This window comes from Natrinema limicola JCM 13563, from assembly GCF_000337475.1.
GTDB lineage: Archaea > Halobacteriota > Halobacteria > Halobacteriales > Natrialbaceae > Natrinema > Natrinema limicola.
The window spans coordinates 29489-46765 of sequence record NZ_AOIT01000015.1; the positions used below are offsets into that span (position 1 = coordinate 29489).

At 64.1% G+C, this 17277-nt stretch carries 21 protein-coding genes; 10 read left to right on the forward strand and 11 right to left on the reverse strand.

Features of this window, described 5'->3' with window-relative positions; translation table 11 throughout:
* Window positions 1–358 precede the first annotated feature (358 nt).
* From C476_RS01575 to dapA, 3 genes are read right to left on the reverse strand one after another with little or no spacing between them, the layout of a single operon-like run.
* Complete coding sequence (locus C476_RS01575; RefSeq protein ID WP_008009178.1) at window positions 359–1195, reverse strand: 2,3,4,5-tetrahydropyridine-2,6-dicarboxylate N-succinyltransferase; 837 nt, start codon at window positions 1193–1195, stop codon at window positions 359–361.
* On the reverse strand, window positions 1192–1959 hold the full coding sequence (gene dapB / locus C476_RS01580; protein ID WP_008009179.1) for a 4-hydroxy-tetrahydrodipicolinate reductase: 768 nt from the start codon (window positions 1957–1959) through the stop codon (window positions 1192–1194). The genes C476_RS01575 and dapB overlap by 4 nt, the downstream gene beginning before the upstream one ends.
* Complete coding sequence (gene dapA / locus C476_RS01585) at window positions 1956–2879, reverse strand: 4-hydroxy-tetrahydrodipicolinate synthase (protein ID WP_008009181.1); 924 nt, start codon at window positions 2877–2879, stop codon at window positions 1956–1958. The genes dapB and dapA overlap by 4 nt, the downstream gene beginning before the upstream one ends.
* A gap of 334 nt (window positions 2880–3213) precedes the next feature.
* Between dapA and C476_RS01590 the strand changes: the two genes are divergently transcribed.
* Window positions 3214–4038 carry a M48 family metallopeptidase gene (locus C476_RS01590; protein WP_008009184.1) on the forward strand — a complete coding sequence of 275 codons (825 nt, stop codon included), beginning with the start codon at window positions 3214–3216 and terminating at the stop codon, window positions 4036–4038.
* A 71-nt stretch (window positions 4039–4109) separates the two neighbouring features.
* The gene (locus tag C476_RS01595; RefSeq protein ID WP_008009185.1) at window positions 4110–4607 is read left to right on the forward strand and encodes a LabA-like NYN domain-containing protein; all 498 of its coding nucleotides are present in this window, start codon (window positions 4110–4112) and stop codon (window positions 4605–4607) included.
* A 25-nt stretch (window positions 4608–4632) separates the two neighbouring features.
* Here the strand turns inward: C476_RS01595 and C476_RS18820 are convergent, their stop codons facing one another.
* The gene (locus tag C476_RS18820; RefSeq protein ID WP_008009187.1) at window positions 4633–4809 is read right to left on the reverse strand and encodes a hypothetical protein; all 177 of its coding nucleotides are present in this window, start codon (window positions 4807–4809) and stop codon (window positions 4633–4635) included.
* 117 nt (window positions 4810–4926) lie between these two features.
* Here C476_RS18820 and C476_RS01600 point away from each other — a divergent pair, with 117 nt between their 5' ends.
* Window positions 4927–5415 (forward strand): PUA domain-containing protein, encoded by a 489-nt coding sequence (locus tag C476_RS01600; protein ID WP_008009189.1) that lies wholly within the window; start codon window positions 4927–4929, stop codon window positions 5413–5415.
* A gap of 25 nt (window positions 5416–5440) precedes the next feature.
* Here the strand turns inward: C476_RS01600 and C476_RS01605 are convergent, their stop codons facing one another.
* Window positions 5441–6058 carry an HD domain-containing protein gene (locus C476_RS01605; protein WP_008009192.1) on the reverse strand — a complete coding sequence of 206 codons (618 nt, stop codon included), beginning with the start codon at window positions 6056–6058 and terminating at the stop codon, window positions 5441–5443.
* A 137-nt stretch (window positions 6059–6195) separates the two neighbouring features.
* On the opposite strand from C476_RS01605, the gene C476_RS01610 reads away from it, so the two are divergent.
* Both C476_RS01610 and C476_RS01615 read left to right on the forward strand, forming a co-directional pair.
* Window positions 6196–6573 (forward strand): nascent polypeptide-associated complex protein, encoded by a 378-nt coding sequence (locus tag C476_RS01610; RefSeq protein WP_049911535.1) that lies wholly within the window; start codon window positions 6196–6198, stop codon window positions 6571–6573.
* The gene (locus tag C476_RS01615; protein ID WP_008009195.1) at window positions 6570–7361 is read left to right on the forward strand and encodes a methyltransferase domain-containing protein; all 792 of its coding nucleotides are present in this window, start codon (window positions 6570–6572) and stop codon (window positions 7359–7361) included. Before C476_RS01610 ends, C476_RS01615 begins: the two co-directional genes overlap by 4 nt.
* A 313-nt stretch (window positions 7362–7674) precedes the next feature.
* Here the strand turns inward: C476_RS01615 and C476_RS01620 are convergent, their stop codons facing one another.
* Together C476_RS01620 and C476_RS01625 are read right to left on the reverse strand one after the other, a co-directional pair.
* Window positions 7675–7983 carry a transcription factor S gene (locus C476_RS01620; protein ID WP_008009197.1) on the reverse strand — a complete coding sequence of 103 codons (309 nt, stop codon included), beginning with the start codon at window positions 7981–7983 and terminating at the stop codon, window positions 7675–7677.
* 87 nt (window positions 7984–8070) lie between these two features.
* Window positions 8071–8325: a DUF5789 family protein gene (locus tag C476_RS01625; RefSeq protein ID WP_008009199.1), complete on the reverse strand. Its 255-nt coding sequence runs from the start codon at window positions 8323–8325 to the stop codon at window positions 8071–8073.
* Window positions 8326–8440: 115 nt separating this feature from the next.
* Here C476_RS01625 and C476_RS01630 point away from each other — a divergent pair, with 115 nt between their 5' ends.
* Window positions 8441–9730, forward strand: a complete 1290-nt coding sequence (locus C476_RS01630; RefSeq protein WP_008009200.1) for an MFS transporter — start codon at window positions 8441–8443, stop codon at window positions 9728–9730.
* Window positions 9731–9784: 54 nt separating this feature from the next.
* Complete coding sequence (locus C476_RS01635; protein ID WP_008009202.1) at window positions 9785–10288, forward strand: DUF5797 family protein; 504 nt, start codon at window positions 9785–9787, stop codon at window positions 10286–10288.
* Between the two features lie 33 nt (window positions 10289–10321).
* On the opposite strand, the gene C476_RS01640 is transcribed toward C476_RS01635, so the two are convergent.
* The 3 genes from C476_RS01640 to C476_RS01650 all read right to left on the reverse strand — a co-directional run bounded on the left by C476_RS01640 (window position 10322) and on the right by C476_RS01650 (window position 12836).
* Window positions 10322–11401, reverse strand: a complete 1080-nt coding sequence (locus C476_RS01640; protein WP_008009203.1) for a DUF5787 family protein — start codon at window positions 11399–11401, stop codon at window positions 10322–10324.
* A gap of 98 nt (window positions 11402–11499) precedes the next feature.
* Window positions 11500–12189 carry a DUF4013 domain-containing protein gene (locus tag C476_RS01645; RefSeq protein WP_008009205.1) on the reverse strand — a complete coding sequence of 230 codons (690 nt, stop codon included), beginning with the start codon at window positions 12187–12189 and terminating at the stop codon, window positions 11500–11502.
* A 212-nt stretch (window positions 12190–12401) separates the two neighbouring features.
* A complete protein-coding gene (locus C476_RS01650) occupies window positions 12402–12836 on the reverse strand; it encodes a bis(5'-nucleosyl)-tetraphosphatase (RefSeq protein ID WP_008009207.1) in 435 nt (144 codons plus the stop codon).
* 187 nt (window positions 12837–13023) lie between these two features.
* On the opposite strand from C476_RS01650, the gene C476_RS01655 reads away from it, so the two are divergent.
* The 3 genes from C476_RS01655 (at window position 13024) to C476_RS01665 (ending at window position 16328) form a co-directional block, all read left to right on the forward strand.
* Window positions 13024–13359 (forward strand): uS10/mL48 family ribosomal protein, encoded by a 336-nt coding sequence (locus C476_RS01655; protein ID WP_008009209.1) that lies wholly within the window; start codon window positions 13024–13026, stop codon window positions 13357–13359.
* Between the two features lie 68 nt (window positions 13360–13427).
* Window positions 13428–14708, forward strand: a complete 1281-nt coding sequence (locus C476_RS01660) for an amidohydrolase (RefSeq protein WP_008009211.1) — start codon at window positions 13428–13430, stop codon at window positions 14706–14708.
* Between the two features lie 132 nt (window positions 14709–14840).
* The gene (locus tag C476_RS01665; RefSeq protein ID WP_241430460.1) at window positions 14841–16328 is read left to right on the forward strand and encodes a M48 family metallopeptidase; all 1488 of its coding nucleotides are present in this window, start codon (window positions 14841–14843) and stop codon (window positions 16326–16328) included.
* A 33-nt stretch (window positions 16329–16361) separates the two neighbouring features.
* Here the strand turns inward: C476_RS01665 and C476_RS01670 are convergent, their stop codons facing one another.
* Complete coding sequence (locus tag C476_RS01670) at window positions 16362–17141, reverse strand: DUF4397 domain-containing protein (RefSeq protein ID WP_008009215.1); 780 nt, start codon at window positions 17139–17141, stop codon at window positions 16362–16364.
* Window positions 17142–17277: the final 136 nt, after the last annotated feature.

Sequence of the window (17277 nt, forward strand, 5' to 3'; positions counted from 1 at the left end):
ACGAAAGCCCCCAGTTCGCTCGAGTCGGTGGACTCGCTGTGCTCCTCGGTCAGTCGCAGTGCTCCTTCCCTGCGGTGCTTACGTCGTCCGCCTTCCTCGAGCGAACTGGCCCCTTTCAGTCCCATCCATATCGGCTGGCCAGTCGGGCTACAGCGGGTGGGACTGAAAGGGGCTTTTGCTCTCGACGAACCCGGACGATGCAAGGACCACAACGAGTGAACGAAGTGAACGAGTGAGAACCGCAGCGAGTCCCGGGAGTCGAGAGTAAAAGGGGCTTTCGTGGTGTTCTCGAGAATTTCGGGTCCGGAATCGAATACAGAGAAACGGAGTCCCGAAAATTGCGATACTGCCGAGACGACTACTCGCGCAGCGCGTCTTCGCGTTCGGTCGCCTCGAGCGTCTCCGTCTCCAGATCAGTCGCAACGACGGCTGGCTTGTACGCGCCGCCGTCGAAGAGGTCGTGGTCGCTGACTGAGGACTCGACGAAGCGAGTGAAGGCGCGGCGGTCGGCGGGCAGTTCGCCGTACAGCACTTCGTCCTCGACGAGGTCGTAGACCGGGATGCGGGGGGTCAACAGCGTGTTCTCGCCGACGACGCTGTTCTCGCCGACAACGAAGCCGCTGGTGACCCGACAGCCAGCGCCCAGCGAGACGTTGTCCTCGACGATGACCGGTGCGTCCTCGACCGGCTCGAGCACGCCGCCGATGAGGGTGTTCGCGCCGAGTTTGACGTTGTCGCCGATCTGCGCACAGGAGCCGACGGTGTCACAGGAGTCGACGAGGGTGCCGTCGCCGATGCGCGCGCCGATGTTGACGAAGGCGGGGCTCATCAGGATACAGTCGGAGCCGATGTTCGCACCGCGGCGGACGACGGTGCCGTCGGGCGTGTTGCGGCTGCCGCGGTCGCCGTACTCGCTCGAGTCCGCAAGCGGCAGGACGTCGTTGTACGTGACACCGCCATACTCGCGAGGCTCGGTCGCGCGCAGGCCGAAGTTGAGCAGAATGCCCTGCTTGACCCACTCGTTTGCCTCCCACTCGCCGCCCGATTTCTCGGCGGCGCGGATCTCGCCGGCCTCGAGCGCGTCGAGGAAGGCATCCAGCGTCGCGTACGCGTCTTCGCCGGCGGTTTCGGCGTCGATCTCGCCGTTTTGCTTGCGCTCCCACAGCTCGTCGATCTCGGTTTCGAGTGCACTCATTCGCTGATCACGTCCGCAAAGTCGTAGCTGCCTGCCTTCCGTCCTGCGATCCAGACCGCCGCGTCGACCGCGCCAGCGGCGAAGACGCCGCGATCCTCGGCGCGGTGGGTTAGTCGGACCTCTTCGTGGTTGCCCGCGAGGATGATCTCGTGTTCGCCCGTGATGTCGCCCGCCCGCAGCGCGTGGACGCCGATCTCGCCGGCTTCGCGTGGCGCATCGCCTTCGCGGCCGTGCGTGCGCTCGCCGAAATCGCCATTGGCTTCGATCTCGGAGAGCAGGCGGTTTGCGGTCCCACTCGGGGCATCGCGCTTGCCATTGTGGTGGGTTTCGACGAGTTCAACGTCGTAGCCGGGCAGGTTCTGGACCGCCTCGCCGACGACGTTGACCAGCGCTTGGACGCCGCGCGCGAAGTTCGGCGCGTGGAGGACGGGTGTGTCCTCGCTTGCTGCCTCGAGCGCTGCTCGTCCCGCGTCGTCGAAGCCGGTCGTCCCGGTGACGAAGGCAACGCCGGCGTCGGCACAGGTCTCGGCGTACTCGACGGCCGACTCTGGCCCGGTGAAGTCGATCACGACCGTCGGCTCGCGCTCGGCGACCAGAGAGTCGAACTCGGCTGCGGGCTCGATTTCGACGCCGTCGACGGTCTCGCCGTCCGGGTCTCGATTGACCGCGAATACGACCTCGCAGTCCTCGCGGCCCGTCGCGGCGGCAATTACTTCCTGGCCCATCCGGCCTGTCGCGCCGGTGATGCCGAGCCGAACCGTCATCGATCACCCTCCGCCGCGTCGGCGACCGCAGCCGAGTCTCGCTCTAAGTCGGCGAGGACGGCCTCGAGCCCCTCGCGGTACTCGTCTGCCAGCCGAGTCAGCGGCGAGCGCATGCGAGCGGGGCCGTAGCCGCGGATCTGCATGGCTTCCTTGACCGGGATCGGGTTGGTCTCGACGAAGAGTTCGCGGAACAGCGGGCCGAGTTCGTGGTGGAGCCCCCGGGCGCGCTCGTAGTCGCCGTCGAGTGCCGCGCCGACCATCGCACACGTGCGTTCGGGTTCGATGTTCGCGGCGACGCTGATCGTCCCGGTGCCACCGACGGAGATCGTCGGCAGTGTGAGTGCATCGTCGCCCGAAAGCACCGCGAAGTCCTCGTCAGTCGTCCGTTCTGCGATCTCACCGATCTGGCCCAGGTCGCCGCTGGCGGCCTTGAAGCCCGCGATGTTTTCGTGACTTGCGAGCTCGACGGCCGTGTCGGGTTCGATGTTGCGGCCCGTCCGCGAGGGGACGTTGTAGACGATCTGTGGGAGGTCGACCGCGTCCGCGATCGTCCGATAGTGGTCGATCAGCCCGCGCTGTTCGGGCTTGTTGTAGTACGGCGAGATCAGCAGGAGGCCGTCGGCACCGGCGTCCGCGGCGCGTTCGGAGAGCTCGAGTGCCTCACGTGTGTTGTTCGATCCCGTGCCCGCGATGACGGGCACGTCGTCGACGGCCTCGATGACTGCCTCGACGACGCGGACGTGTTCGTCGTGAGTCAGCGTCGCCGATTCGCCGGTCGAGCCGACGGGGACGAGCCCGTCGACGCCTGCTTCCTCGAGCCGCTGTGCGTCTTGCTGCAGTGTTTCGTAGTCGATCCGTTCGTCTTCGTCGAAGGGCGTACACATTGCGGGGTAGACGCCCGAAAGGTCGAGTGCTGTCATGTATCGTCGTTGGGTCGTGTCTCGGTCCCCAACCGGTAGGGTGTATCGGTTCCGGTCGGTGGGTGGTCAGTAGTCGGTCGTGCGCGGTCGAATCGTACCCGAGACGGGGATGCCACGCCCGCCGCGAGCACACTCACGCACGTTTACGTTTAGAACGAGGAGGGACGTCGCTCACGACGGGACCGACGGTCGGTCGAGCGACGTGGCGCATATCCGTTTCGTTGCGCTACTCTGCCTTATTTTTTCTGTCTTTGCTCAACAGTTGATCGACCCATGTTAGAAAGGAACAGTCTCCTTCACGTAATTTATCCCGTCTCACTACGTACTGGTTCCTATGACGGACTTTGGATTGAAAGTGCGAATGGCGATCGTCGGTTCGATCCTGTTTGCATTCTACATGCTCGTCGGGGCTTTCGGCCTGGCGATGTTCGGCCTCAGTATGTGGCCGCTGGTCTTGCTCGGCCTACTCGTCTTGCCGGCCATTCAGTACAAGATCGGAACGTGGTCGGCGACCAGACGTGCCGAGCCGATGCCCGAGGACGGCCAGTATCAGGACATCCATCGGATGACCGAGTCACTGTCCCAGGACATGGGCATCGACAAGCCGAAGCTGATGGTCATGGAGATGGGCGTTCCCAACGCCTTCGCGACCGGCCGGAAGGGCAAGGGCTACGTCGTCGTCTCGACGGAACTCATCCGGCTGCTCCAGCGTGACGAACTCGAGGGCGTGATCGCCCACGAACTCGCCCACATCAAGAATCGTGACGTCCTCACGATGGTGCTCGGCCAGTCGGTCGGGATGATGGTCGGTTGGGTCGCCTACATGGTCTACATGATGGGCGACGACCGCAACATCGGCAGCATCTTCGTCGGCATGCTCATCTCGAATCTCGCCCAGATGCTCGTGATGGTCTTCGTGCTGGCCATCTCGCGCTATCGCGAGTACGTCGCCGACGACGACGCCCGCCAGTACATCGGCAGCGGCGACCCGCTCGCTCGCGCCTTAGAGAAGATCTCGAAGGGATCGCAGGGCCGTGAGTCACAGCTCGACGACAGCGTGAGCGCGCTGTGTATCTTCAATGCGGATCGCTCGCTCCTCCAGAAGGTGTTCGCGACCCACCCGCCGACCGAAAAACGCATCGAGAAACTCCGCCGCTAACCGGAGCGCCGTCGTCGCCGGTCACGAGCGACCGACGCGACTTTTTACACTGGCACGCGATATGCAGATACGTGACGGAAATTCATCCCGGGCAGCGCGTCGCCGTGCTCGTCGACGCCCAGAACCTCTATCATACAGCACAGAGTCTCCACAGCCGTAATATCGACTACTCGGCCTTGCTCGAGAAGGCCGTGCAGGACCGCCAGCTCACGCGCGCGATCGCCTACGTCATCCGCGCCGAGGCTCCCGAGGAGGAGAGTTTCTTCGAGGCGCTGATCGACATCGGCTTCGAACCAAAGATCAAGGACATCAAGACGTTCGCCGACGGCACCAAGAAGGCAGACTGGGACGTCGGGATGAGCCTCGATGCAGTGACGCTTGCCAATCACGTCGACACGATCGTCCTCTGTACGGGCGACGGCGACTTCTCGCGGCTCTGCTCGCACCTGCGCCACGAGGGCGTCCGCGTCGAAGTGATGGCCTTCGAATCCTCGACGGCCGAGGAGCTCATCGATGCGGCCGATTCGTTCCTCGACTTAGAAGAGCGCCACGAGACCTTCTTGCTCTAACGCGTCTGTCCCACTCGAGGCAGGACTACGTCGGCTGCTGGCGCTGCCACAGTCCGAACAACAGCGCAGCGACCGTCACGAACAACGTCGACCCGGTCACGAGATACGCAAGCGGTCCGGTGGCCAGTGTGGCGGGCCCGATCAGCGTCAGAGTCCCGATGACGAGTAGGGTGGCTCCGAGGCCGATTTGCGTAACGTCCATGTCCTGCCAAGAGCACTCGAGCGAACGCTTATAAGTATCACTCTCCACCCATCGGGTCTACGCTCACCACGCCGGCAGGTCGAAGGGCTTTCGATCCGGCAGGCCAACCGTCGGGTAATGAGCGAGCCAGCAGACGGGAGTGCCGGCCTCTCCCAGCTTCGGACCATCGCTGACTATCAGTTCGGTGCTGGTGCGGGCGCGGCACTGTTCCCACCCGACGAATCGCTGACGATCAAACGGACAACCTCTGGTCGCCCACAGCAGGTCCACGCCGAATCGGGGCGGATCGTCTCCTTTGGCACCGACGGCCGGTTTACGCTGGGTCTCGAGGGCGGTCACCGACTCGACGCTGCCCTTCCACATCCCGCCTATCGCGTCGTCGTCGACGACGAGAGCGAGCCGTTCGTTCGCGACGAGAAGAACGTCTTCGCGAAGTTCGTCTGCGAGGTCGGCGACGAGATCCGGCCGGGTGACGAGGTGCTGGTCGTTCACGAACGCGGCGAGTTGCTCGCGGTCGGCACGGCACAACTCGATGCCGGGGCAATCCGGGACTTCGAGACGGGAATGGCGGTGAACGTGCGCGAAGGCGCGCCTGCTGAGTCGTAATCAGACGGGCGGCGACCGCAGCCGACTATAATTGGCACTCTCTTCCGATCTCTCGTTCGTATCGTGTCTTGGTCTCCTCAAATAGCGTCTCACCGATCTCAGTGTGGAGCCGCGGTGCAGCCGTAGCGAAGAACTCGTCTAGGTTTTCGTACTGCGAGAAGGCAGTGTTCTCCTCGGCGTCGTCGTATCGGTTTTCGCGTTCGTATTTGAGTGCCTGCAGGCAGTTGTCGATCAGATCCATGTCCTTGACGAACTGTGCGGTCGGCGTCTCGCGAGTCTCGTACTCTTCCCAGAGCGAGCGAAACTCGCCATCGGCGTCGAACGGCTCGAGCAACTCGGCGATCGCCGCCCGCTCGCGGGCCGTCTTCTCCTCTGTGGACACCTGCTGGTGCTCGTCATCTGCACGAGTTGGGATATCCCCCGTGCGCGCTTCCGCGAGGTCGTGGACCAGCGCCATCGCGACCGCCCGGTCCCGCTCGACGGCGTCGCCAGCCTGCTCTGCATACAGCAGGCACAGCGTCGCCACACCCCACGTGTGGGCCGCCACCGACTCCGGCGCGTCGATCCCGCGGAGGACCCAGCCCGTCCGCAACTCGTCTTTCAGCTCGAGCGCCTCGAGCAGCGCGTCGAATTCGTCGGCCATGGCCAAATGGCACGCACTAGTGCCGGTTGAACCCGTCGGTCATCGACCCCGTTTCGAGCCCGATGGATCGGCTCGGCGACCCGGGTAGCGATCCTCGAACGACAAAGTAAAAGGTCGCTCACGGCGACGTGGCGAGTATGTTTGGAGGAGGCGGCGGCGGACTCAATCCGCGTAAAATGGAACAGATGATGAAACAGATGGGAATCGACGTCGAGGACATCGACGCCGAAGAGGTCATCATCCGCACTGCAGAGCACGACCTCGTGTTCAGCGACGCCGAAGTCACCAAGATGGACGCCCGCGGCCAGGAGACCTACCAGGTCATCGGCTCGCCCGAGAAAGTCGAAGCCGGCTCAGCCGGCGGCACTGGGGCTGACGACGACGCTGGCTCGTCGATCCCCGACGACGACGTCGAACTCGTTGCGATGCGAGCCGACGTCAGTGAGGACGAGGCCCGCGAGGCCCTCGAAGCGACCGACGGCGACCTCGCCGCAGCGGTCGAGTCCCTCGAGTGACCCGCGTGAGCGGTGACGGCGACACGGCCGAGGGAGACGCCGAGACCGACCACGACTGCATGCCGGTCTTGCTCGTCCGCGGCGACCGCGAGTTCCTCGTCGAACCCGGCGACGAGATGGGGACCGACCTCGGCGTGCTCGAGGTTCCCGACGACGTCGAGTCGGGCGACATTGTCGAGACGCATCTGGGCGACGAGTTCCAGGTGCGTCGACTGCGCGGCCCGGATCTCTTCCATCACTTCGAGCGGACCGGCGCGCCGATGGTCCCCCGCGACATCGGGCTGGTGATCGGCGAGACAGGTATCGCTCGCGGCGACCGGGTCCTCGACGCTGGCACCGGCACGGGCGTGCTCGCGGCGATGATGGCCCGCGCCGGCGCATCGGTGGTGACCTACGAGCGAGATGCCGACTTCGCTGACGTCGCCCGCGAGAACATGTCGCTGGGCGGCGTTTCTGATGCTGTCGACGTCCGAACTGGCGATGTGACCGAACAGATCGAGGATCTCGAGCCCGCGTCGTTCGACGTTATGACGCTCGATACGGGCGATGCGGCGACGATGGTCGAACACGCACCCGAGCTGCTCGTCGACGGCGGGTTCGTCGCGGTCTACAGCCCGTTCATCGAGTCGACTCGTGACGTCGTCGAGACAGCCCACGAAGTCGGGCTCTCGGACGTGGCCACGCGCGAGACGATCCAGCGCGAGATGCAGTTCGACGATCGGGGCTCGCGGCCGTCGACCGCACCCGTCGGCCACACCGGCTACCTGACGATCGCGCGCAACGAGTAACGTGCTCTCTCGCGGTTTCTCTTTGCTCGAGCGCCGGTGACGATCGCCGATCGGATCTTTCGTCGCAGGTACTGTCTCGAGTTGCCACGCTCTCGAGCGGTGGCCGGGAGCGGGCTCCAAGTAACGCGCGGAGCCCGCGACTCGGGGAATGGCAGGCGCTTTACAGCCGTTCGCCGCGAGCGACCATCGGGAGCGAGCGGGCCGACGACTGACCCATCGGGGAAGGAGGAGTGCGTTTGATCAACCGTTTACCGAGGGACGTCACGCTGTGCGGCGAAGCCGCCAGCGTGACAGACCGCAGGGTAAACGGTTGTTAGTTGTCGTCCTCGCGCCACTTGTGCTCGCATTCGGTACAGATGAAAAAGCGCGTCTCGGACTCGTCGGCCGAGCGGATCTGTTGCATGTACCAGTAGGCACGGTCGTTGCCACATTCGGGACAGATGGCGTCGGTTTCGGGCAGCGAGGTCTCTTCGGAGGATTCGATGATCTCGCTGGCTTCCTGGTCTTCGGTGAGCGTGTACTGGTCGGCGTCGCCTTTCGGCTTCGTAAAGCCACAGCTGCCACACTCCCAGATGCCGTTATCGGCTTTCATCATCGAACCGCATTCGTCGCAGAATTCCATCGTTGTCCGGGCTACGAGCGTCGAGCGACTTAAGGCACGCGTTTAGGCCCGCTGATCGGGCTCGGCTCCACGCCCGTTGCGTGGCAGTTAGCCTTCGCCTTCCGATTGATACGGCTCGCCGACGGCCTCGCGTGGAAGGACGTTGTGGAGCTCTGACTTGAGGTCTGCGGCCGACTCGAAGCGGTCGCTGCCGCTGCGTTCGATGAGCGCGCCAAGGTTTCGCTCGCCGTCTGCAAGCAGGAGCGTGGTATCCTCGAGTTCGGCGGCAGCCTGGTCGGTTGTGACGGGGTACTCGAGGTCCGCGAAGACAGCTTCGATGCGGCTGAGTTTGACTTCAGGCATGGGTGGAGAAACGCAGTCCAATGGTATGTACTTCTGCTGTGCGTGGCAGTACTGTCACGGACACCAATCTGTCCCGTCGAAACTGTAATCGGGTGGGGGCACACAGTTAGGATCCATGCGGAGTGTCGTCGAGCGGGTTATCGCGCCGTTTGCTGTCGATCGACGGGTGCTCGCGCTGGCGGGTGCCCGGATGGCAGACGGGATCGGCAACTCGTTTCTGATCATCGTTATTCCGCTGTATGTCACGAGCGGCATCGTCGGCGGGACGGCCTTCGGTCTCGAGGAGTCGCTGATCATCGGGGTGATCCTCTCGTTGTTCGGCTTTCTCAACAGTAGTTTTCAGCCGGTTACGGGCCGGCTGTCGGATCGGCTCGGCCGGCGCAAGCCCTTTATTTTGGCCGGACTCGCCGGCCTCGCGCTGACGAACATCGCCTACGTTTTCGCGGAGACGTACGTCTCCCTGTTAGTCATCCGCGGGCTGCAGGGGGTCAGCGTCGCCTTCATCATTCCGGCGTCGGTCGCGCTCGTCAACGAACTCGCCTCGAGCGGCGATCGCGGCGGGAACATGGGCGTCTACAACACCTTTCGGTTGGTCGGCTTTGGAGCCGGCCCTGCGGTCGCCGGTGCCGTCGTCAACCTCGGCCCGTACACGCTCCCCAGCGGAGTGATGGTCAACGGCTTCGACGCCGCGTTCTACATTGCTACGATCACGGCGACGATCAGCTACGTGCTGGTGACGGTGCTCGTCTCCGATCCCGAGTCGACGGCGGCGAACGCGGGTGCGGACCTCTCGATCCCGATCCGCGATCGGACGGGCCCGAACCTGCTCGATCCGATCTTCACGCTGGGCCTCGCGTCGTTTTTCATGGCCACGGGGATCGCGCTCTTTGCGACCATTCAACCCGAGGTCAACGCTCGGCTCGAGCAGGGCGCGACCTGGTTCGGCCTGCAGTTTGCGGCGTTTATCCTCGCGCAGGTTGCCCTCCAGACGCCGATCGGGCGAGCCTGCGATCGGTATGGTCGCCGGCCCTTTATCATCGGTGGGATGGTGTTGTTGATTCCGACGACGCTCGTCCAGGGATTCGTTCTCTCGTCGATGCTCATGTTCGTCGCGCGGCTGTTTCAGGGCGTTGCGGCCGCGATGGTCTTTGTCCCGTCGCTGGCGCTGGCGGGCGATCTCGCCGGGAAAGGGGAATCGGGTTCGAAGCTATCGGTGCTCACGATGGCCTTCGGCTATGGGATCGCTGCCGGCCCGCTCTCGTCGGGTGCGTTGGTCGGGTTCGGCTTCAGAGTGCCGTTCGTCTTCGGGTCCGTTCTCGCCGTCTTCGGGGCGATCCTAGTCTACACACAGGTCGAGGAGACGCTCGAAACGACGGCCCCAGTGCCGGTTTTCGGAAGCGAGTGATCGGAACACGACGGGACGCAACGCAAAAGTAGCGGATACACATACGCTTTCACGATGACGCTCTCGGAGGAGGCCACAGACCGGTTGGCGGACGTAGTGGAGCTACAGCCGACGAAGAACGCCGAGCTGCAGGAGCGCTGGGATATGGACAGTGGCAGCGAGGTCCATCAGTACTTGGAGAACGAACTCGGCGACTACTACTTTCGGGACGACAACAGCCTGATCCGGGCGACCGCCGAAGCGGCTGACCTGGTCGACGTCGAGCCGGGCATCGAGAGCGATCCTGACGCCGACGGAATCCCCTCCAAAATCCGCGTCCCCGAGTTGCAAGCCCAAATCGTCGCGGTGTTGGCTGCCCCTGGCGAGCGATCCGAAAGCGTCGTCTCGGTGCTTCACAACCTTCAGGACGAATACGACGTCGACCCCGACGCCGAGGACGTCCGCTCGGGCCTCCAGAGTCTGCGCCGCAAGGGCGTCGTCGAGGTCGAGTACCGCACTGTTCCCACCTTCCGGCTGGCCGTCGAGCGCGACGACCTCGAGGTCGCCGTCGCCGAGTAAGTTCGTCACCTCCGATTGTGGCTGCCGGCTTCGTTACAGACCCGGCCGCCGGCGACGGCGACGCTCGGCGAGCAGTTGTTGGAGCCGTTTTCCGGGACCTCCTTCGATCGGCCAGCCACGGGTGCGCCAGGTCGGCGGCTCGGGTTCAAAGTGAGGACAGGAGCCACCACACTCGGCGGCCGTCTGGCAGCGATCGGTAGCAGCACAGTACGGCAGCGCTTGCGTTGCACCTCGAGCGCGCAACTGGAAGTGCCGGCAGTCGGGACGCATGGTGTCGACGAAGGAACGCCAGCCGCGTTCGTAGGCGCGTTCGGCGATCGCGAGCCGTGTGTCGGCTTTCGTCTCGGGATCGACGTACTCGAACCGGGCCGCCGATGCGTCGCGAGCGCCGCCCTCGGGGCGCTCGAGAATTCTCGTTCCCGGTTCGTCAACCGCCAGCGTTCGGGGATACCAGACGACATCGGCGGTCAGACTCTCGGGCTCGAGCGTAAGGATCCCCGCTTCGACCGGCAGGTCCTCGAAGAGGGCGGGCTCGACGGTATCTCCTGTCGTCCGGGTTGCAACCCAGACCTCGTCGGCCAGCCCCATGGCGACGTCGTACTCGAGTTGTGCGCCGAGCGCACGGGCGGCGCTGGCATCGAGATCCGGTTTGTTCTCGATCGCGACGATCCGCTCGAGCCAGTCGGGATAGGCCCATTTTCGGCGGATCTCGATGCGATTGCCCGACTTTCGCGTCTCTATACTCCCGCGGTCGTCGGCGCGGTGGATCGCCTCGCGGACGTATCGCCACGGGTAGCCGGGATATGGGAGGGCGTCGCGGTAGTAGGTCCACTCGGCGGGGGCGTTCCGGACGATGTGGAGGAGATCGCTGTCGAGTCGGTCGGGACCGAATCGAGCGCGGCGACTGAGGGCCTCGGGATCACACTCGAGCACGATGGTGTCCCAGCGGCGGCGTTTAGTGCCGAGCTGGCGGGCGATGACGGTCACGGTGTCGTCGCTGGCAGCGGTTGCTGGCGGCCACGCCAGTTCGGCCCATCGGCAGGCCCGTAACTCGAATCCGAATTCGTGTCCGGGGTCGCGCTGCACTGTTCGCGATAGGGTCGGGACCGACATGTGTACTACGGTGTGCTCATTTCGGTTTCGACGTGTCGCTGTCGGGATCGAGTCACCAACGAAACCGGAAGCGACGTTCGACCGCAGTCGATCTGGCCTCAGAACGTGGTGGGTGTCGAAGTCGACCGCGACGTTCCGGTCGTGGTGGCTGTCGCGAACGCATGGCCGAACATGCGGAAGATCGCGACGTTCGCATAGAACCCAACGAACGGCACGAGTAACGCACCGACGAACGTGAGTATCAGTGCCGAGTTGACGATCGTGAGCACGACGGCCACGGCCATCGGAAAGAGCGCCGCCAACAAATAGTCGGTGCTCAGCAGAACGGGCTTGATCGCGCTCATGTCGAACGCTGCGCTGATCGACCCTTCGCGAGCATAGTTGGTCAGCCCCGCGGGAACGATGTAGTAGATGATCAGCATCAGTGGAATGCTTGCAAAGACCGTCATGAACCCGATACCGGCGATCAGTCCACCACCATCACCGCCAAGCCCTAACCCAACGCCGATCAAGCCGAATACGACCACCGAATAGATGGCCGTCGGCACGATCGCATACGCCAGTCCGATGACCGTCCCGGCCAGGCCCTTCACGAAGAGGTCGCCCCACTCAGTGAACTTCGGTGGGTTCTCGTCGCCGGCAACCGTCTTCTCGAGCACCTGGATCCAGTAGCCGGTCAAGAGAATCGCAGGAAACAGTAACACTGAGAGGAGTACGAGTCCGCCACCGATCAGTATCCGTCCGGCCCAGTCGCCCCGAACCGGATATGAGAGTCCATCTTCTAACATGTCTCGTTCACAACCAGTGGACTCATTGGCGATAAGAAACACTTTCGATGAGAGGAGAGTACGGAGCGGTAGCAAGTTTCGTGCTGAGCAGTGACGTGGCTAATCAGCAGCGCTACTATCGGTGGTACAATGAGGTTGCAACTGCGGACGACAGCGACGATCAGGACACTGACTTGTCCGATGTCGGCATCGCGGTATGAGCCGTCGCCACCCTACTCTTCCTCGTCCTCGAGTTCGTCTAAGAACTCGTGGGCATCCTCCAAGATTTCTCGTGGTCCGTCCTGCGTGACGGTGTTGATCGCCTGTTCGTAGTCGCGCCACTGGAGGTCGCGGTGTTCGTTTGAGAGTTCCGCGCTGGCCTCGAACGATTTCGCAATAAAGAGGTGAACGGTTTTGTGAATCGTCTTGCCGTTCGCCTCGAAGACGTAGTCGTAGTCCTTGCGAAAGCCGTCGAGTAACCGGAACTGTTCGATCCCTGCCTCTTCCTTTACTTCGCGGATCGCCGTCTGCTGTAGCTCTTCATCTCCTTCGACACCGCCCTTGGGAAACTCCCAATCGCCTGGGCGGCTCTTGAGTAGAAGATACTCGCGCCGGCCCCGCGTATCGCGGAAGAGGATCGCGCCTGCGCTCGTAGCTTCGACTGCCATTAAGTAGGCTAACAGATGCGACGTTAAGAGAATATCGGACTGTTCGTCCAGCGTCTGCTGATTGTAGGCGTGATTTTCACGCCATCCCCGGCCGATCGACCGCAGTCGTTCACCGCGCCTGATCGGTATCGACCGATCTCAGCAACTTTTTACGCGCCCACCGTCGACCTATTCGACAGCACCAGCCATGACCTTCGTCACCCGTCTGACGCTCCAGAGCGGCGATCGCACCGCACTCGATGGTATCGTCGAGGACATCAAAACCACCGCCGAGCGAAAGGGCGCAGCACTCAAAGGCCCCCACTCGCATCCGCCGGAGCGACTCTCGGTTCCCCAGCGCTGCCGACTCCACGCCGACGACGATCGGCGGTTCTCCTCGTGGGACTACACCGTCTTCACTCGTGAACTCGAGATTCACGGCCACGACAATCTCGCACGCAACATCGCCTCGCAGAACTTCCCCGATTCGGTCCACATCGAGGCCGAAGTCGAGCAGATCCACGGCGCTGGCCGCGGCAACTGAGGGCTTTTTACACCGCGTCGAGCGAACCCGCCGTCAGAGCTTTTTATCAGTCTCGCGGAGAGAGTACCATGACCGCGGACGACCTCGTAACCCTCCGGCGAGACCTGCATCAGCGACCCGAACCTGCTTGGCGCGAATTCTATACGACTGCACGGATCGTCGACGAACTCGAGTCGCGCCTCGGCGACGACCTCGATGCCCTCCATGTCGGACCAGAGGCGATCGCGGGCGACCACCGGCTGGCGGTCCCCGACGATGCGGAGCTGACCCGCTGGTACGAGCAGGCCCACGAGACGGATGTCGATACTGCCACGCTCGAGCGGCTCGAAGGCGGCTACACGGGTGCCGTCGCGGTCATCGAACGCGGTGAGGGGCCGACCGTCGGCCTGCGCGTCGACATCGACGGCCTCCCGCGACCCGAATCCGCGGAACTGTCCCACAAGCCCGCCGCCGCCGGCTTTCGCTCCGAACACGAGGGTGCGATGCACGCCTGCGGCCACGACGCCCACGCGACGATCGGAATCGGCGTCCTCGAGCGAATTGCAGACAGCGACTTTGCGGGCACCCTGAAGGTGTTTTTCCAGCCCGCTGAGGAAGTCGTCGGCGGCGGCAAGTCGATGGCCGAAAGCGAGCACATCCGAGACGTCGACTCCCTGCTCGCAATGCACGTCGGGCTCGACCACCCGACCGGCGAAGTCGTCGCGGGGATCGACGGCTTCCTCGCGGTTTCGCATCTCGAGGCCGCGTTCACGGGCGAATCGGCCCACGCTGGCGGCCATCCGGAACAGGGCCGTAACGCCGTGCAGGCGATGGCGACGGCCGTCCAGAACCTCTATGCCATCCCACGGCACAACGACGGCAAGACGCGGGTCAACGCGGGCGTCGTCGAGGGTGGCAGCGCCGCCAACGTCATCCCTGACGAGGCTCGCATCGTCGCCGAAGTGCGCGGCGAGACGACTGACCTGATGGAGTATATGAAACACCGGGCCGAGCAGGTGCTCCGGAGTGCCGCCGAAATGCACGACTGCGAGGTGTCGATCGAGACCGGTGCCGAAGCACCCAGCGCGAGCAGCGACGACGAACTCGTTTCGATCGTGGCTGACGTGGCCGGCGAGACGGCAGGCGTCGAGCGCGTCCTCGAGCGCGACGAACTCGGCGGCAGCGAGGACGCGACCTATCTCATGCGAGCGGTCCAGGAACGCGGCGGCAGCGCCTGCTACGTCGGTGTCGGTACTGATCACCCCGGCGGCCACCATACTGCCACGTTCGACGTCGACGAAGCGAGCATCGGCCACGGGGTCGACATACTGGCCGGGACGATCGAGCGGCTGGGCCGGCGGGCGGACTAATTTCGAAAATCCGAACAGTATTGATCGTCGAACCGAACCACGTGATACGATGGTCGGGCGATCAGTAGACGGCGGCGACTTCGTCGACGCGCACTGGTGGGGCCATCATCGACTGCTCGAGGTGAGCGGGTCGTGAAGAGAACCCGCGTGCGGGCCGCTCTCTGGGGGCGCATGGCAGTCTCGGTGGTACTCCTCGCGCTCGCGATGGGACTGCTTGTCGCCATCGAGGTCATGTTGCTCGGTCTCGCGTCCGGAGTGGCGATAGTCGTTCCCTACGTCATTTTTACGCTCGGGCTTGGGAGTTCGTCGCTCGCTGTCGTCCCCACCGCCGTCGTCTACGGCGGGCTGGTACTCGCGGTAGGCTGTGCTGTTCGCGTGGTACGGAGCGAACACGCTTCCACGGAGATGGCGGCCGAAGTCGTCGCAGTCACGTATCTGCTGGTGATTCTGTCGTCGATAGTCGCGACCGGGTACCTGCTCGTCTCGGTCCTGGGGAGTTCACTTAGAGCGGCGATACTCGTCTGTGGCATTCTCGTCGCTGCCGTCTTCGTCGGCTGGCTCCTCCACACGGCGGTCGACTGGTCGAACGCGGACGAGACGGAGCGCGCCGGGAATTCGGTGCATGAGCCCACGAACACGGCGGCAGACGAGCCCGTCGGGATCACGACCGAAATGCGCAGCGTGCTCGAGGGGGTCAGCGAACTGACTGATCGACCGGCGTCCGGCTATTTCGGCGTCACGCTCGCAGGCATCGTCGTCCTCGGTCTCTGTTTCGCTGCCGCGACGGTCGTTCCGACGGTCTATCACCTTCCTGGACTGGCGGCGGTCGGCAGCCTTTGTATCGTCGGGCTACACGTCGGCACCACGGTTCGGTCCGAATACGCTGGCGAGAGCGCAGTGCTTCGGGACCTCGAGCGGGGCGAGCGACGCGAGTCGCGAGCCACGGCCACGACCAGAGCGGACGACCACGACCTGGCGACCCTCCAGGCGACGGTCGGCCGGCTCGCAGCCCAGGCCGACGTTCCCACGCCGACGGTTCGCATCGGCTCGAGTGCCACCCCGCGGGCTATCACGGTCGGCTACCGACCCGCGACGTCGACGATCGTGGTCTCCCGTGGGCTGCTCGAGAGCCTCGATGACCGGGAACTCGAAGCGGCGCTCGCACACGAACTCGCACACGTCGTACACCGGGATGCGGCCGTGATGACCTGTCTCGCCCTTCCCGCGGCGAACGCGAGCGCAACGGTCGATCGCCACGTCGCGAACCCGGTCCTCGCGATTCCTGCAGCCGTCACGTACGCGGTGAGCCGGTGGTGTGTCGCCCTCGTCTCGAGCTATCGGGAGTACGTCGCTGACGACGGTGCTGTCGCGATCACTGGCGATCCGGCCGCCCTCGCGAGTGCGCTCGAGACGCTCGATGCCGAACTCGAACGGCGGCCTGCGACGGATCTGCGCGACCACCGGTCTACCGCGGCGTTCTCGATCGTCCCGCCGCCGTGGGAGGAGCACCGCTTTTTTGACCGGACCCGGCGGGTCATCGCTCGGGGAATCTTCGGGACACACCCCGACACCGAAACGCGGATCGACCGGCTCAGAACTGCCGTCGACGGGCGCGACTGAACGGTCTCGATATCGGGTCACGACCGACCCTCATCAGGCGTCCGTCACGACCTCGAGGTCGAACGGCGCGTCGGCGGGTGCCATGTCAGGCTCGAGGTAGCCGACCGCGAAGGCGGTGTAGACACTGCCGGTCTCGGGTGCGGTGTCGACGGTCGCGACCACGTCGCCGTCGTTGGTCTCGGTCGCCGGTCGGACCTCGAGCGTGTAGTCCCCGCCGGGGACTTCGGTCGTTGCCGCCTCGCCGAAGGCCACGTCGTCGAACAAGACCGTCTCGCCGTCACCAACCGTGACATCGACAGCGGGTGCGTCCGGCGAGGCATGCACAAGGCGGACGCGTGCGTTGTCACCCGGATCGCTGCGATCGTCCTCGAGAACTGTCGGTGCAAACAGCTGGTTCGTCTCGCTTAGTTCGCCAAGCGCCGCGATGGTGAACGCCCCGTCCGTGATCTCGAGGTCGTCCTCGAACACGACCGCATCAGGGTCACCTGCAGCCGTGATCATCACCGTGTAGGTGCCCGGCGCGAGCTCGAGGTAGTCGCTGACATCCCGGTAGGGCACATCCTCGAGGACCGTGTCGCCGTCGACGTAGACGTCGACGTTCGGTGCATCCGGCGAGAGGTGCGCGACGCGGACGTTCGCCATTGTCTCGTCGCTTCCGTTATCGGCCATCTCGTCGTCACTCATCTCCTCTCCCGACTCGTTACCGCCCATCTCGCTGCCGTCGTCACTCCCACCCATACAGCCGGCGAGCGCGATCCCGCCCGCAGTTCCGATCAGTGTCAGTGCGCGTCGGCGTGTGTGGATTTTTGCCATACAATCCGGTACCTGACGCATCGGAAAAGCGAAATTCCCTAACGGAGTAGGGGTATTTCCACAGGAATTTATAACTCACTGACCAGTAATACCGTATTACTCGGACGTAGCCGTCTCGAGTGACCAGTGGCCGGGA